At 60.7% G+C, this 13,651-nt stretch carries 16 protein-coding genes; 15 read left to right on the forward strand and 1 reads right to left on the reverse strand.

Translation table 11 applies throughout. The features are described from left to right. Nucleotide 1: 1 nt before the first annotated feature. On the reverse strand, nucleotides 2-592 hold the full coding sequence (locus GTP55_RS23000) for a Maf family nucleotide pyrophosphatase (protein WP_161047148.1): 591 nt from the start codon (nucleotides 590-592) through the stop codon (nucleotides 2-4). Nucleotides 593-717: 125 nt separating this feature from the next. Here GTP55_RS23000 and GTP55_RS23005 point away from each other — a divergent pair, with 125 nt between their 5' ends. The 15 genes from GTP55_RS23005 to lepB all read left to right on the forward strand — a co-directional run bounded on the left by GTP55_RS23005 (nucleotide 718) and on the right by lepB (nucleotide 13,642). After that, nucleotides 718-1,215: a YceD family protein gene (locus GTP55_RS23005; RefSeq protein ID WP_161047149.1), complete on the forward strand. Its 498-nt coding sequence runs from the start codon at nucleotides 718-720 to the stop codon at nucleotides 1,213-1,215. 141 nt (nucleotides 1,216-1,356) lie between these two features. Next, nucleotides 1,357-1,539 (forward strand): 50S ribosomal protein L32, encoded by a 183-nt coding sequence (rpmF, locus tag GTP55_RS23010; protein ID WP_072783806.1) that lies wholly within the window; start codon nucleotides 1,357-1,359, stop codon nucleotides 1,537-1,539. A gap of 146 nt (nucleotides 1,540-1,685) precedes the next feature. Then, entirely contained in the window at nucleotides 1,686-2,747 is a 1,062-nt protein-coding gene (gene plsX / locus GTP55_RS23015; RefSeq protein ID WP_161047150.1) for a phosphate acyltransferase PlsX, read from the forward strand. 16 nt (nucleotides 2,748-2,763) lie between these two features. Continuing rightward, nucleotides 2,764-3,747 carry a beta-ketoacyl-ACP synthase III gene (locus GTP55_RS23020; protein ID WP_161047151.1) on the forward strand — a complete coding sequence of 328 codons (984 nt, stop codon included), beginning with the start codon at nucleotides 2,764-2,766 and terminating at the stop codon, nucleotides 3,745-3,747. A 101-nt stretch (nucleotides 3,748-3,848) separates the two neighbouring features. Continuing rightward, the gene (gene fabD, locus GTP55_RS23025) at nucleotides 3,849-4,784 is read left to right on the forward strand and encodes an ACP S-malonyltransferase (protein WP_161047152.1); all 936 of its coding nucleotides are present in this window, start codon (nucleotides 3,849-3,851) and stop codon (nucleotides 4,782-4,784) included. A 48-nt stretch (nucleotides 4,785-4,832) separates the two neighbouring features. Next, nucleotides 4,833-5,579 (forward strand): 3-oxoacyl-ACP reductase FabG, encoded by a 747-nt coding sequence (fabG, locus tag GTP55_RS23030; RefSeq protein ID WP_161047153.1) that lies wholly within the window; start codon nucleotides 4,833-4,835, stop codon nucleotides 5,577-5,579. Nucleotides 5,580-5,721: 142 nt separating this feature from the next. Then, entirely contained in the window at nucleotides 5,722-5,961 is a 240-nt protein-coding gene (gene acpP / locus GTP55_RS23035; protein WP_055936274.1) for an acyl carrier protein, read from the forward strand. 30 nt (nucleotides 5,962-5,991) lie between these two features. After that, complete coding sequence (gene fabF, locus GTP55_RS23040; RefSeq protein ID WP_161047154.1) at nucleotides 5,992-7,239, forward strand: beta-ketoacyl-ACP synthase II; 1,248 nt, start codon at nucleotides 5,992-5,994, stop codon at nucleotides 7,237-7,239. Between the two features lie 156 nt (nucleotides 7,240-7,395). Further along, a complete protein-coding gene (locus GTP55_RS23045; RefSeq protein ID WP_161047155.1) occupies nucleotides 7,396-7,821 on the forward strand; it encodes a protein YgfX in 426 nt (141 codons plus the stop codon). Nucleotides 7,822-7,898: 77 nt separating this feature from the next. Beyond that, nucleotides 7,899-8,501 carry an RNA polymerase sigma factor RpoE gene (gene rpoE, locus GTP55_RS23050; RefSeq protein WP_161047156.1) on the forward strand — a complete coding sequence of 201 codons (603 nt, stop codon included), beginning with the start codon at nucleotides 7,899-7,901 and terminating at the stop codon, nucleotides 8,499-8,501. A gap of 47 nt (nucleotides 8,502-8,548) precedes the next feature. Then, on the forward strand, nucleotides 8,549-8,830 hold the full coding sequence (locus tag GTP55_RS23055) for a sigma-E factor negative regulatory protein (protein WP_161047157.1): 282 nt from the start codon (nucleotides 8,549-8,551) through the stop codon (nucleotides 8,828-8,830). A 113-nt stretch (nucleotides 8,831-8,943) separates the two neighbouring features. Next, a complete protein-coding gene (locus GTP55_RS23060) occupies nucleotides 8,944-10,434 on the forward strand; it encodes a Do family serine endopeptidase (protein WP_371868418.1) in 1,491 nt (496 codons plus the stop codon). Between the two features lie 84 nt (nucleotides 10,435-10,518). Further along, nucleotides 10,519-10,767: a glutaredoxin family protein gene (locus tag GTP55_RS23065; protein WP_161047158.1), complete on the forward strand. Its 249-nt coding sequence runs from the start codon at nucleotides 10,519-10,521 to the stop codon at nucleotides 10,765-10,767. A gap of 167 nt (nucleotides 10,768-10,934) precedes the next feature. Then, nucleotides 10,935-12,728, forward strand: coding sequence for a translation elongation factor 4 (gene lepA, locus GTP55_RS23070; RefSeq protein WP_161047159.1), 1,794 nt, complete (start codon nucleotides 10,935-10,937; stop codon nucleotides 12,726-12,728). Next, nucleotides 12,725-13,642, forward strand: coding sequence for a signal peptidase I (gene lepB / locus GTP55_RS23075; RefSeq protein ID WP_161047160.1), 918 nt, complete (start codon nucleotides 12,725-12,727; stop codon nucleotides 13,640-13,642). Before lepA ends, lepB begins: the two co-directional genes overlap by 4 nt. Nucleotides 13,643-13,651 lie beyond the last annotated feature (9 nt).

The following is a 13,651-nucleotide window of genomic DNA, read 5'->3' on the forward strand; positions in this document are numbered from 1 at the left end:
ATTATGGTTGGAAGAAGGAGATGCCAATATTGCGCAGCATGCCTGTCAGCGCGATTAATGGCAAGCCGGTGAGGGCGGTCGGGTCGTTGCTGTCGATGCGTTCGAGGATGGTGATGCCCAGCGCCTCGTTCTTGGCGCTGCCGGCGCAGTCGTAGGGCTGCTCGATGCGCAGGTAGGCGTCCAGCTCGGCATCCGGCAGGTCGCGGAACTGGACCACGGTCTGGATGTCTTGCAGCTGGTGGCTGCCGTCGCGGCCGTCCCACACGCACAGCGCGGTATGGAAGATGACTTCGCGGCCGCGCATTTTCTGCAGTTGCGCCAGCGCGTTGGCGTGGTTGCCCGGCTTGCCGATCTGTTCGTCGTCCAGCGTGGCGACCTGGTCGGAGCCGATGACGATGGCGCCCGGCATCTTGGCGGCGACGGCGGCGGCTTTCTCCAGCGCCAGCCGCAGCGCGGTGGCGCTCGGCGTCTCGCCCGGCTGCGGGGATTCGTCGATGTTGGGCACGGCCACTTCGAACGGCAGTTGCAGGCGCGATAATAATTCTTTGCGGTAGGCGGAACTGGAAGCCAGTACGAGTAAACTTGATGTCATGAGGGGAATGTTATATGCTCTGTCGCCGGCGAAGGAAGCGACAAAAATGCCGCAAAATTCGCTAAGGCTTTGACTTAATGTCGAAAACCCTGCTATTATCGCAGGTTTTCCGGGGAACCTCTGTAATGAATGCTCTTGTGATCGACACCTTTGAATTCTGTCGGACCAACAGCAGCAGGGATGGCGTGACCCCCGTTGCGGAAATGACCCGTCTGGCCAAGGAGTGTGCGGATGCGTCCGGCGAGATCGCCTGGAAGGCAGTCGGCAGCACCCATAAACTGGGCTTCCCGCAGATGACGCTGTCGGTCAACGGCATCGTGCAACTGATTTGCCAGCGCTGCCTGCAGCCTTACGCTCACCATCTCGATTCGTCGACCGTGCTGATGCTGGGTAAGGACGATGAGCAGGCGGATGAAATTGAAGCGACGATAGACGACGAATCGATCGACGTCATCGTTGGAAGTCGCAACATGGAGCTGATGTACCTGGTGGAAGACGAAGCGTTGCTGGCCTTGCCGCAATCGCCACGTCACGATGTCTGCCCGGATTCCAGCTTGTTGGACAAAGCGAAAAGCGAGAAGATCTCGCCCTTCGATGCTCTGAAGAGCCTCAAACCCGAATAAGTAGTGGTACCAGACGTGTCAGAACGCGTGCAAATCGAGTCTTGGCAAGTTAGCAGTGCAATGTAGTAGGGCTCGATTCGCATGTCGTATGCTGATCGATTGTGTTAGAATTTTAGAACTTATGTATTAGGAGTCATTAACATGGCAGTTCAACAGAACAAAAAATCCCCATCGAAGCGCGGTATGCACCGTTCGCACGATTTCCTGGTTGCTCCACAACTGGCAATCGAGCCAACCACCGGTGAAACCCACCTGCGTCACCACATCAGCCCTAACGGCTTCTACCGTGGTCGTAAAGTCCTGAAAACCAAAAACGACGAGTAATCGACGCTTTTGCTGGACCTGGAAATAGGCGGTGCTGACTTGCGTAGCATCGCTTTTTCTTTTTTAATCGGCTGCAATTTGGTTTTGCACACCGTCATGTTCCAACGCGGAGTCCGGAAGTCGCGGTCCCGCTGCTTGCCATAACAATGACAATCAAAATTTCTATCGACTGCATGGGTGGCGATCACGGCCCCTCAGTCACTATCCCCGCAGCTGTTTCCTTCGTTAAACGTGAGCCTGATGCCGAGCTGATCCTTGTCGGTCTCGAAGACGTCATCCGCGCCGAACTGAAGAAGCACCATGCCGACGCCCACCCGCGTCTGAGCGTGGTACACGCCTCCGAACAAGTTACCATGGACGATCCGCTCGAAGTGGCCCTGCGCCGCAAGAAGGATTCGTCGATGCGCGTCGCCATCGAGCAAGTGAAAGACGGTAAAGCCCAGGCTTCCGTCTCGGCCGGCAATACCGGCGCGCTGATGGCGGTCGCGCGCTACGTGCTCAAGACCATGAGCGGCGTCGACCGCCCGGCCATCTGCAGCATCATGCCCAATCAAAAAGGCGGCCCGACCTATATGCTGGACCTGGGCGCCAACGTCGATTGCGAACCGCATCACCTGCACCAGTTCGCCATCATGGGGTCGGTGCTGGTGTCGTCGATGGAAAACATCGCCCGCCCGACCATCGGCCTGCTCAACGTCGGCACCGAAGACATCAAGGGCAACGACGTGGTCAAGGCCACCAGCAAGCTGCTGCAAGCCGACCATGAGCGTGGCGCGCTGAACTTCCACGGCAACGTTGAAGGCAACGATATCTTCAAAGGCACGACCGACCTGGTGGTGTGCGACGGCTTCACTGGCAACGTCACGCTGAAGGCCGTCGAGGGCGTGGCCCGCTTCTTTGCCGATACCGTCAAATCGGAATTCACCCGCAACCCGCTGACCATGCTGAGCGCCCTGATCGGCCGCGGCGCGCTGAACAATATTAAAAAACGCCTGTCGCCGTCGCGTTACAACGGCGCCAGCCTGCTGGGCCTGCGCGGCCTGGTCTTCAAAAGCCATGGCGGCGCTGATGCATATTCCTTTGAGTGGGCGATCAAGCGGGCGTATGATGCTGCAAAAAATGACGTGTTGCCGCACATTTCGACCCTGATCGCCGAGCTGATGCCGCGTAACACCGAAACACCGGAAGTACCAAGCTCAACCATTTAGTGGACGGTAAAACGGCATGACTTTGTATAGCAAAATTCTCGGCACCGGCAGCTACCTGCCGGCCAAACGGGTGACCAACCAGGAATTGGCTGATCAACTCGCTGCCAACGGCATCGAAACCTCGAACGAATGGATCGTCAGCCGCAGCGGCATCGCGGCGCGTCACTTTGCCGCAGCGGATGAGAAATCGTCCGACCTGGCAGTCAAGGCCGCCACCAACGCGCTGGACATGGCTGGCTTGCAGCCCAACGATATCGACCTGATCATCGTTGCCAGCTCGACGCCGGATTTCTTCGGCAGCTTCCCCAGCACCGCCTGCATCGTGCAGCAGAAACTGGGCATCACCAACCACGGCGCCGCCGTCGACGTGCAGGCTGTCTGCAGCGGCTTCGTCTACGCGCTGTCGACCGCCGATGCGTTCATCCGCGCCGGCGTGCACAAGAACGTGCTGGTGATCGGTTCGGAAGTGTTCTCCCGCATTCTCGATTTCAATGACCGCACCACCTGCGTGCTGTTCGGTGACGGCGCCGGCGCCGTTGTGCTGAGCGCATCGGACGAGCCGGGCATCCTGTCGACCGCGCTGCATGCGGACGGCAGCCATGCCGACATCCTGTGCATGCCGCATAGTTTCGGCGGCGCCACCGCCGGCGAAGCCTACCTGTACATGGATGGCCCGGCAGTATTCAAGCTGGCGGTCTCGGTACTGGCCAAGGTGGCCGACGAGGCGCTGGAAAAAGCCAACATGCAAGCGGCAGAAATCGACTGGCTGATCCCGCACCAGGCCAACCTGCGCATCATGAGCAGCACCGCCAAAAAGCTGGGCCTGCCAATGGACAAAATGGTGGTCACGGTGGATCAGCATGGCAATACTTCGGCGGCTTCGATTCCGCTGGCGCTCGACGCTGCGGTGCGCGATGGTCGCGTCCAGCGTGGCCAGAACCTGATGCTGGAAGGCGTCGGTGGCGGCTTTACCTGGGGCGCCGTTCTGGTTCGTTTTTGACCCTGAATTAGAATTAGAGTTCTAACGGACTCAACTGTAGCGGCGCTGTCATGTTTCGATGATAGCTTTGCTGCCAATAATAAAAGAGATGGATGGAAGTCATGACTAAATTTGCTTTTGTATTCCCAGGCCAGGGTTCGCAAGCGATTGCGATGCTGGACGGCTTTGCCGGTAATCCGGTGGTTGCCCAAACCGTCGCCGAAGCGTCGGAAGCGCTCGGCTTCGATCTCGGCAAGCTGATCGCCGAAGGCCCGAAAGAAGAACTGGACCTGACCACCAACACCCAGCCGGTGATGCTGACCGCCGCGGTCGCCACTTACCGCGCCTGGATCGCCGCTGGCGGCGCCGTGCCGTCGGTGGTTGCCGGCCACAGCCTGGGCGAATACTCGGCGCTGGTGGCTGCCGGCGTGATTTCGTTCAAGGACGCGGTGCCGCTGGTGCGCTTCCGCGCGCAAGCCATGCAGGAAGCGGTGCCGGTCGGCCAGGGCACCATGGCCGTGGTGCTGGGCCTGTCGGATGACGACGTCCGCGCCGCCTGCGCCGAAGCCGCCGCTGCCGGTGGCGTGGTCGAGGCCGTCAATTTCAACGCGCCGGCGCAAGTCGTCATCGCCGGCGATACCGCCGCCGTCGAGCGCGCCTGCGAGATCGCCAAGGGCAAGGGCGCCAAGCGCGCCATGAAGCTGCCGGTGTCGGCGCCGTTCCACTCGTCGCTGCTGAAGCCGGCGTCGGACCGCCTGCGCGACTACCTGGCCAACATCACCTTCGCCGCGCCGCAGATCGAGCTGATCAACAACGTCGACGTGGCCGTGCTGAACGATCCGGCCGCGATCAAGGACGCGCTGGTGCGCCAGGCCGCCGCGCCGGTGCGCTGGGTGGAAACCGTGCAGAAGATCGCCGCCGACGGCATCACCAAGGTGGTCGAGTGCGGCCCGGGCAAAGTGCTGATGGGGCTGACCAAGCGCATCGACGCCAATCTGGTGGGCGACGCGATTTATGATCAGGCCACGCTGGACCGCGTGTTGAGCGAACTCAAATAATCGTTTGCGGTTTCAGGCACACTCCGTATTTACTGTAGAAGGACTTCCATGACTTTAGCAAATCAAGTCGCCCTGGTAACGGGCGCATCGCGTGGCATCGGCAAGGCGATTGCCCAGGAGCTGGCGCGCCAGGGCGCGAAAGTGATCGGCACCGCCACCACCGAAGCCGGCGCCGAAGCGATTTCCGCTTACCTGGCCGAGATCGGCGCGGAAGCCGGCAAGGGCATGGTGCTGAACGTCACCAACGCCGAAGCGTGCTCGGCCATCCTGGACGACATCAGCAAGACTTTTGGCGCAGTCGGCATCCTGGTCAACAACGCCGGCATCACCCAGGACCAGCTGGCCATGCGCATGAAGGATGAAGAGTGGGATAGCGTCATCGCCACCAACCTGACTTCGGTCGGCCGCCTGTCGCGCGGCGTGCTGCGCGGCATGATGAAGGCCAAGAACGGCCGCATCATCAACATCACCTCGGTGGTGGCGTCGACCGGCAATCCGGGCCAGATCAACTACGCCGCCGCCAAGGCCGGCGTGGAAGGCATGACGCGCGCGCTGGCGCGTGAAATCGGCAGCCGCAACATCACGGTCAACAGTGTGGCGCCGGGCTTCATCGATACCGACATGACCAAGGCGCTGGGCGATGAGCAGCACGCCGCCTTGCTGACCCAGATTCCGCTGGCGCGCCTCGGCAAGCCGGAGGATATCGCCGCAGCCGTCGCCTTCCTGGCGTCGCCGCAAGCCGCTTATATTACCGGCACCACCCTGCATGTGAATGGCGGTATGTATGTAAACTGATGAGAATGGGCGTAAATCAAAGCCCATTCAAATCTTTTAGTAGTAATTTCGGTATATTTAGCAGCACTCATCGAAATTAGTTTTTCAGTGCGCAAACCTGATAAAATGCGCGCTTTCCGTAACAAACAAATGGAGCCATAACATGTCGGATATCGAACAACGCGTTAAGAAAATCGTCGCTGAACAACTGGGCGTCGCCGAAGCAGACATCAAAACCGAATCGTCGTTCGTTGACGATCTGGGCGCTGACTCGCTGGACACCGTGGAACTGGTGATGGCCCTGGAAGACGAGTTCGAAATGGAAATCCCTGACGAACAAGCAGAAAAAATCACCACCGTGCAGCAAGCGATCGACTACGCTACCGCGCACGTCAAGGCGTAATTTCTGCCCGATCGACTTTAGGAGAATCGCTTGAGAGGTTCTAAAAACCGTCGTGTTGTCATTACCGGCCTGGGCGCCGTGACCCCGATTGGCAATAACATTGCCGATACGTGGGCCGCAGCGGTCGAGGGCAAATCCGGTATTGCCACCATCACCAAGTTTGACGCAACAGCTTTCAGCACCCGCTTTGCCGGTGAAGTCAAAGGCTTCAACATCGAGGACTATATCTCCGCGAAAGAAGCCCGCCACATGGATACCTTCATCCATTACGGCATGGCGGCCGGCATCCAGGCTGTGCAAGACTCGGGCGTGGTTGTCACCGAAGAAAACGCCGACCGTATCGGCGTGATCGTCGGTTCCGGTATCGGCGGTCTGCCGATGATCGAAGAACAAAAGGAAGATTACGACAAGCGCGGTCCGCGCCGTATCTCGCCGTTCTTTGTGCCGGCCTCGATCATTAATATGATCTCGGGCAACCTGTCGATCAAGTACGGCATGCGTGGTCCTAACCTGTCGATCGTGACGGCTTGCACCACCGGCCTGCATTGCATCGGCGCCGCTGCGCGCATGATTGAGTACGGCGATGCCGACGTCATGGTGGCCGGAGGTGCTGAATCGACCGTGTCGCCGCTGGGCCTGGGCGGTTTCGCCTCGGCCAAGGCGCTGTCGTCCCGCAACGACGATCCGGCCACCGCTTCCCGTCCATGGGATGCGGACCGCGACGGTTTCGTGCTGGGCGAAGGTGCGGGCGTGATGGTGCTCGAAGAGTATGAACACGCCAAGGCGCGCGGCGCCAAGATCTATGCGGAAGTGCTCGGCTTTGGCATGAGCGCCGATGCGTATCACATGACCTCGCCTCTGGAAGATGGCAGCGGTGGCAGCAAGTCGGCGCAAGCCGCGCTGCGCGACGCCGGCATCAATCCGGACCAGGTGCAGTATGTGAATGCGCACGGTACCTCGACGCCGCAAGGCGACGTGGCGGAAGTGCAGGGCATCAAGCGCACTTTCGGCGACCACGCCAAAAAGCTGGTGGTCAATTCGACCAAGTCGATGACCGGCCACTTGCTGGGCGGCGCGGGCGGTCTGGAGTCGGTGTTTACGGTGCTGGCAGTACACCATCAGGTGTCGCCGCCGACCATCAACATCTTCAACCAGGATCCGGCATGCGACCTGGACTTCGTTGCCAACACGGCGCGCGACATGCAGATCGAGTATGCAGTCAAAAACTCGTTCGGCTTCGGCGGCACCAACGGCTCGCTGGTCTTCGGTAAAGTGTAAAAAAGTTTGAACCAATTCTCGTCTCGTCCTGTCCAATCAGGGTGAGCGAGAATTCGGCGCCGGCACTCGCCGGCGCCTGAATTGCCCGGCCTTGCGGCCGGCGCTTCCACGCAGTATCCCCCCAATTTTTATTCATGTGTTTATGGTGCTGCCGTCATGTCGGTCGCGGTGTCCGTCATCGTTCGCCCCTCGCGTGGCTTGCGCATTGCGCATGCCGGCCTGTGCTGTTGCGTGATGGCGTCCGCCGCCGCCTGCCCCGGCGTGGTGGCGCAGCTGTTGTGCCTGTTGGTCGGCATCATGGCCTGGCTGGGCGGCCGCCCGCCGGCTATTGCACGCCAGCTTGATATATCCGGTGTCGGCCAGGTGCGGCTGGCGGTATACCAGCACAACGGCAGCGCGCTGCGCCTGCTGGGCGGCTCGACGTTATGGCCGCGCTTGCTGTTGCTGCGTCTGGTCGATGCGGACGGCAAGGTGCAGGTGCTGGCGGTGCTGCCGGACAGCGTGGCGCCGGCCGAGTGGCGCGCGCTGTCACTGGCCTGCCGCGCGGCGGCGCGCACCGAAATAAACACGCCGGCAGTGTGAACTTCTTGCAGCGGGCTAACTCTATAGCATATGACTATACGAATCGGCTGCGCTGCAGGCCATCGAGGAATGCAGGAGTGACGACAGAACGCGAGTGTGACCAGTTGCTGGTCGAGCGGGTCCGCGATGGCGACAAGCAGGCGTTTGACATGCTGGTGGCGAAATACCAACGCCGGCTGATGCGCTTGCTGTCGCGTATCGTGCACGACCCGGCCGAGGCAGAGGACGTGGTGCAGGAAACCTTTATCAAGGCGTACCGGGCGTTGCGGCATTTCCGCGGCGATTCGGCTTTCTACACCTGGCTGTACCGCATCGGCATCAATACCGCCAAGAACCACCTGGCGACGCAGGGGCGGCGCACGCTCACGTCTGCCGACGCCGATCATGAACAAGCCGAAGGATTTAACGATGGCGAGCATTTGCGCGACATCAATACGCCAGAGTCCATGCTGGCCAGCAAACAGATCGCCCAGACCGTCAACGCGGCCATGGACGCCTTGCCGGTGGACTTGCGTACCGCGATCGCCCTGCGCGAGATCGAAGGGCTGAGCTATGAGGAAATTTCCGACATCATGGCCTGTCCCATCGGCACCGTGCGCAGCCGCATCTTCCGCGCCCGCGAAGTCATCGCCGAAAAATTGCGGCCCCTGCTGGACCTGCCAGTTGACAAGCGCTGGTAAGGCGGGAATGATGATGTTATTCGGCAACTTAAGATGGCGGGATAGCTATGGACACCGACAAAAAACTGCGTGAACATATCTCGGCACTGGCTGACGGCGCCCTGCCGGACAGCGAACGCGAGCTGGCCCTGGCCGCGCTCGACACCAGCGCCGGGCAGGCCGCCTGGCGCGCCTATCACCTGACCGGCGATGTGCTGCGCAGCACACCCGGCGCCGAGCTCAGCGACGGCTTCAGCGCCCGCCTGGCGGCGCGGCTGGCGGCCGAGGCGCCGTATCAGACTGCGCCGGCCGCTCTTGAAGATCTGCCCGCCGCCATCATTTTGCCTTAAGCTGCATCCCCGTATAATCTGCTGGCGCATACGGTAGCGCGCGTTTTCGCTTACCATGTGCTAGCCTCATGTCGCGCTTGCATACTGACTTTTGAAGAAGAGACCGATACTCCATGAAAAATAACTTCTCTGCTGGTGGTAAAACGCTGTCCGCGCTGGTGCTTGGCGCAAGCTTGTGGATGTCCCTGGGCCTGTCGCCCGCCACGGCGGCCACGCCGGTCACTGGCGCCGTCATCGGCCTGCCGGACTTTGCCGATCTGGTCGACAGCGTCGGCCCGGCCGTGGTGAATATCCGTACCACCGAACGTCTGAAACAGGGCAAGGGCGCCGCCGGCCTCGGCGACGACGAGATGCAGGAGTTGCTGCGCCGTTTCTTTGGCGGCGCGATTCCGCCGGGCGCGGTGCCCAACGGCCGCTCGCCGCGCCGCCAGGCGCCGTCCGACGAGCCGGTCCAGCGCGGCGTCGGTTCCGGCTTCATCCTGTCGGCCGACGGCTATGTGATGACCAATGCCCACGTGGTCGATGGCGCCGACGAAGTGTTCGTCACGCTGACCGACAAGCGCGAGTTCAAGGCCAAGGTGCTGGGCGCCGACGCCAGCACCGACGTCGCGGTATTGAAAATCGAGGGCGACAAGCTGCCGTTCCTGCGCATGGGCGACTCCAACAAGATCCGCGCCGGCGAGTGGGTGATCGCGATTGGCTCGCCGTTCAACCTGGAAAATACCGTGACCGCCGGCATCATCTCGGCCAAGTCGCGCGACACCGGCGAGTACCTGGCGCTGATCCAGAGCGATGTGGCGGTCAATCCGGGCAATTCGGGTGGTCCGCTGATCAATATGCGCGGCGAGGTAATCGGCATTAACTCGCAGATCGCCACCCTGTCCGGAGGGTATAACGGTATTTCGTTCGCGGTGCCGATCAATGAAGCGATCCGCGTCTCCGAGCAGCTGAAGAAAAACGGCAAGGTCACGCGCGGCCGCATCGGCGTGCAGATCGGTGAAGTCAGCAAGGAAGTGGCGGAGTCGCTGGGCCTCAAGAACGCGCAGGGCGCCGAGGTGGCGCTGGTGGAGCCGGGCGGTCCCGCCGACAAGGCTGGCGTCAAGGCGGGCGATATCATCCTGAAATTCAACGGCACGATGGTGAACAAGTCGTCGGACCTGCCGCGCCTGGTGGGCGACAGTCCGCTCAACACCAAGGGATCGGTGACCGTGTGGCGCAAGGGCGCCGAACTGACGCTGCCGGTGACGGTGGCTGAGCTGGACGCCGACAAGGGCGCCAAAACGGCCAAGGGCAAGGGCGCCAAGCCGGCGCCGGAAGTGGCCAAGGCCAACGCGCTGGGCCTGAAGGTGATCGACCTGAACGCCGACCAGAAGAAAGAGCTGGGCGTGGACGGCGGCGTGCTGGTCGATTCAGTGGAAGGCGTGGCGGCCAGCGCCCAGCTGGAAGAGGGCGATGTGCTGCTGCAGCTGAATAACACCGAAATCAAGAGCGCCAGGCAGTTCAACGAGATGGTGGCCAAGCTGGATCCGAAGAAGGCGTCGGTGGTGCTGGTGCGCCGCGACGATTCGACCCGCTTCATCTCGCTGCGCCCAAGCGCGAAGTAACTACGGCGTCGTTCCCGCGCAGGCGGGAATCCATGCTGAACACGCTCAGTATGGGTTCCCGCCTGCGCGGGAACGACGGGGATCATGAAATTTACCCTGTATTCGCGCAGTTATTGCCATTTATGCCAGGACATGCTGGACGCGCTGATGCGTCTCCAGCCGCCGGGCCAGACCTTTACCGTCGACGTCATCGACATCGACCAGTCCGATGATCCGTCCTTGCTGGCCAAATACGACGAACTGGTGCCCGTGCTGTTCGCCGATCTGTCCCAGCCAGAGCTGTGCCACTACTTCCTGGACGAGGCCCAGGTCCAGAAAGTGCTAAAAACCTAAGCCAAGTGCATGCCCCATGGCATAAATCGGGCTTTCCACTCTGAAATCCGGTAAAATGCCGGGGTAAAGTATATTTCCACAAGGCGCTCGCCAGGGCTTCGCCCCGTTCGGAGCGCTTTTTTGTATTGTGGGCTCGTCGTGTCAAACCCGTTTTTGAATATTTGTTAATGAACAACATACGCAACTTCTCCATCATCGCCCACATCGACCACGGCAAATCGACGCTGGCTGACCGCATTATTCAGCTGTGCGGCGGCCTGTCCGACCGCGAGATGGAGGCGCAAGTGCTCGATTCGATGGATCTGGAACGCGAGCGCGGCATTACCATCAAGGCGCAAACCGCCGCCCTGCAATACAAGGCCCGTGACGGCATCATCTACAACCTGAACCTGATCGATACGCCCGGCCACGTCGACTTCTCGTACGAAGTGTCGCGGTCGCTGTCGGCGTGCGAAGGCGCGCTGCTGGTGGTCGACGCCTCGCAAGGCGTGGAAGCCCAGACCGTGGCCAACTGCTACACCGCGCTCGACCTGGGCGTGGAAGTGGTGCCGGTGCTTAACAAGATCGACTTGCCGAACGCCGATCCGCCGAACGCCATCCAGGAAATCGAAGACGTGATCGGCATCGAAGCCGGCGACGCCGTCCAGTGCTCGGCCAAGACCGGTCTGGGCGTGGAAGACGTGCTGGAATCGATCATTGCCAAAGTGCCGCCGCCGAAGGGCGACCCGGCCGCGCCGCTGCAGGCGCTGATCGTCGACTCCTGGTACGACGCCTATGTGGGCGTGGTGATGCTGGTGCGCGTGGTCAACGGCACGCTGAAACCGAAAGAAAAAATCAAGCTGATGGCGACCGACTCGCTGCAACTGGTGGAAGACGTCGGCGTGTTCTCGCCGCGCTCGTTCTCGCTGCCGCAGCTGTCGGCCGGCCAGGTCGGCTTCGTCATCGCCGGCATCAAGGAATTGAAGGCCGCCAAGGTGGGCGACACCATCACCCACGCGGTGAACGGCGCCGCCGCGCCGCTGCCAGGCTTCAAGGAAGTGCAGCCACAGGTGTTCGCCGGGCTGTTCCCGGTCGAAGCCAACCAGTACGACGCACTGCGCGACTCGCTGGAAAAACTCAAGCTGAACGACGCCGCGCTGATGTACGAGCCGGAAGTGTCGCAGGCGCTGGGCTTCGGCTTCCGCTGCGGCTTCCTCGGCCTGCTGCACATGGAGATCGTGCAGGAACGTCTCGAACGCGAGTTCGACATGGACCTGATCACCACCGCGCCCACCGTGGTCTACGAGGTTGAGCTGCGCGATGGTTCCGTCATCAAGGTCGACAATCCGTCGCGCATGCCGGACACCACCAAGATCAACGAGATCCGCGAACCGATCGTGACCGTCAACCTGTACATGCCGCAAGAGTACGTCGGCTCGGTGATTACGCTGTGTATCGGCAAGCGTGGCGTGCAGATGGACATGAGCTACCACGGCCGCCAGGTCAAGCTGGTCTACGAAATGCCGATGGGCGAGATCGTGCTGGACTTCTTCGACAAGCTGAAGTCGACCTCGCGCGGCTATGCGTCGATGGACTACGAGTTCAAGGAATACCGCCCGGCCGACGTGGTCAAGGTCGACATGCTGATCAACGGCGAGAAGGTCGATGCGCTGGCGATCATCGTGCACCGCTCGAATTCGGCTTACCGTGGCCGCCAGGTCGCGGCGAAAATGCGCGAACTGATCCCGCGCCAGATGTTCGACGTGGCGATTCAGGCCGCCATCGGCGTCAACGTCATCTCGCGTGAAAACGTCAAGGCATTGCGCAAGAACGTGCTGGCCAAGTGCTATGGCGGCGACGTCAGCCGCAAGAAGAAACTGCTGGAGAAGCAGAAGGCCGGTAAAAAACGCATGAAGCAAGTGGGCTCGGTGGAGATTCCACAAGAAGCATTCCTGGCAATCTTACAAGTGGACGAGAAATGAGCCTGCAAGTCATTTTAGGGAACTTTGCATTAATCCTGTTCGTGCTGATGGTCATCACCGGCGTGATCTGGTGTCTGGACGTGTTCTACCTGGCCAAGCAGCGCCGTGCCGCCGCCGACCGCGCGCTGGCCGAGTACGATGCCCGCAACGCCAAGGCCACTGCCGATGGTATCAAGCTGGACAACCAGGGCAAGCGCGCCGAGATGGAAGCCAGCATTCTCCGCCAGCCGACCTGGATCGAATACTCGGGCAGCTTCTTCCCGGTGATCGCGCTGGTGTTCTGCCTGCGGTCGTTCCTGTATGAGCCGTTCAAGATTCCATCGTCGTCGATGGTGCCGACCCTGCTGGTGGGCGATCTGATCCTGGTGAACAAGTTCACCTACGGCATTCGTCTGCCGGTGCTCAACAAGAAGATCGTTCAGATCAACGACCCGCAGCGCGGCGACGTGATGGTGTTCAAATATCCGATGGACATGAGCCAGGATTACATCAAACGCGTGATCGGCGTGCCGGGTGATAAAATCACGTATGAAAACAAGCGCTTAACCGTCAATGGCGTGGAAGTGAAGTACACCGCGCTGGACGATTACCTGGAAGACGAAAAGCTTGTGTATAACAAGCAGTTCGAGGAAAACCTGAGCGGCGTCAGCCATCGTATCCTGAACAACGCCGCCGCGCCGACCTACAATCGCGATAATGTGCTGCCGTTCCCGCATAATGATGCCTGCACCTACCGTTATGAAGGCTTTACCTGCACAGTTCCAGCGGGCAACTACTTCATGATGGGCGACAACCGCGACAACAGCGCGGACAGCCGCTACTGGGGCTTCGTACCGGACAAGAATATTGTCGGTAAGGCATTCTTTGTCTGGATGAACCTGGGTAATCTGCGCCGTATCGGTAGCATCCATTAAAAAGGACTA

The organism is Duganella margarita, from assembly GCF_009857535.1.
GTDB classification, from domain to species: Bacteria; Pseudomonadota; Gammaproteobacteria; order Burkholderiales; family Burkholderiaceae_D; genus Rugamonas; species Rugamonas margarita.

What these genes read in the sequence shown, in the direction of transcription:
- GTP55_RS23045 (WP_161047155.1), top strand. Translation starts at nt 7,396, where the DNA reads ATGTCGGTCGCGGTGTCCGTCATCGTTCGCCCCTCGCGTGGCTTGCGC.
- GTP55_RS23005 (WP_161047149.1), top strand. Translation starts at nt 718, where the DNA reads ATGAATGCTCTTGTGATCGACACCTTTGAATTCTGTCGGACCAACAGC.
- plsX (WP_161047150.1), top strand. Translation starts at nt 1,686, where the DNA reads ATGACAATCAAAATTTCTATCGACTGCATGGGTGGCGATCACGGCCCC.
- acpP (WP_055936274.1), top strand. Translation starts at nt 5,722, where the DNA reads ATGTCGGATATCGAACAACGCGTTAAGAAAATCGTCGCTGAACAACTG.
- GTP55_RS23060 (WP_371868418.1), top strand. Translation starts at nt 8,944, where the DNA reads ATGAAAAATAACTTCTCTGCTGGTGGTAAAACGCTGTCCGCGCTGGTG.
- lepA (WP_161047159.1), top strand. Translation starts at nt 10,935, where the DNA reads ATGAACAACATACGCAACTTCTCCATCATCGCCCACATCGACCACGGC.
- fabD (WP_161047152.1), top strand. Translation starts at nt 3,849, where the DNA reads ATGACTAAATTTGCTTTTGTATTCCCAGGCCAGGGTTCGCAAGCGATT.
- GTP55_RS23055 (WP_161047157.1), top strand. Translation starts at nt 8,549, where the DNA reads ATGGACACCGACAAAAAACTGCGTGAACATATCTCGGCACTGGCTGAC.
- GTP55_RS23065 (WP_161047158.1), top strand. Translation starts at nt 10,519, where the DNA reads ATGAAATTTACCCTGTATTCGCGCAGTTATTGCCATTTATGCCAGGAC.
- rpmF (WP_072783806.1), top strand. Translation starts at nt 1,357, where the DNA reads ATGGCAGTTCAACAGAACAAAAAATCCCCATCGAAGCGCGGTATGCAC.
- GTP55_RS23020 (WP_161047151.1), top strand. Translation starts at nt 2,764, where the DNA reads ATGACTTTGTATAGCAAAATTCTCGGCACCGGCAGCTACCTGCCGGCC.
- fabG (WP_161047153.1), top strand. Translation starts at nt 4,833, where the DNA reads ATGACTTTAGCAAATCAAGTCGCCCTGGTAACGGGCGCATCGCGTGGC.
- GTP55_RS23000 (WP_161047148.1), bottom strand. Translation starts at nt 592, where the DNA reads ATGACATCAAGTTTACTCGTACTGGCTTCCAGTTCCGCCTACCGCAAA.
- lepB (WP_161047160.1), top strand. Translation starts at nt 12,725, where the DNA reads ATGAGCCTGCAAGTCATTTTAGGGAACTTTGCATTAATCCTGTTCGTG.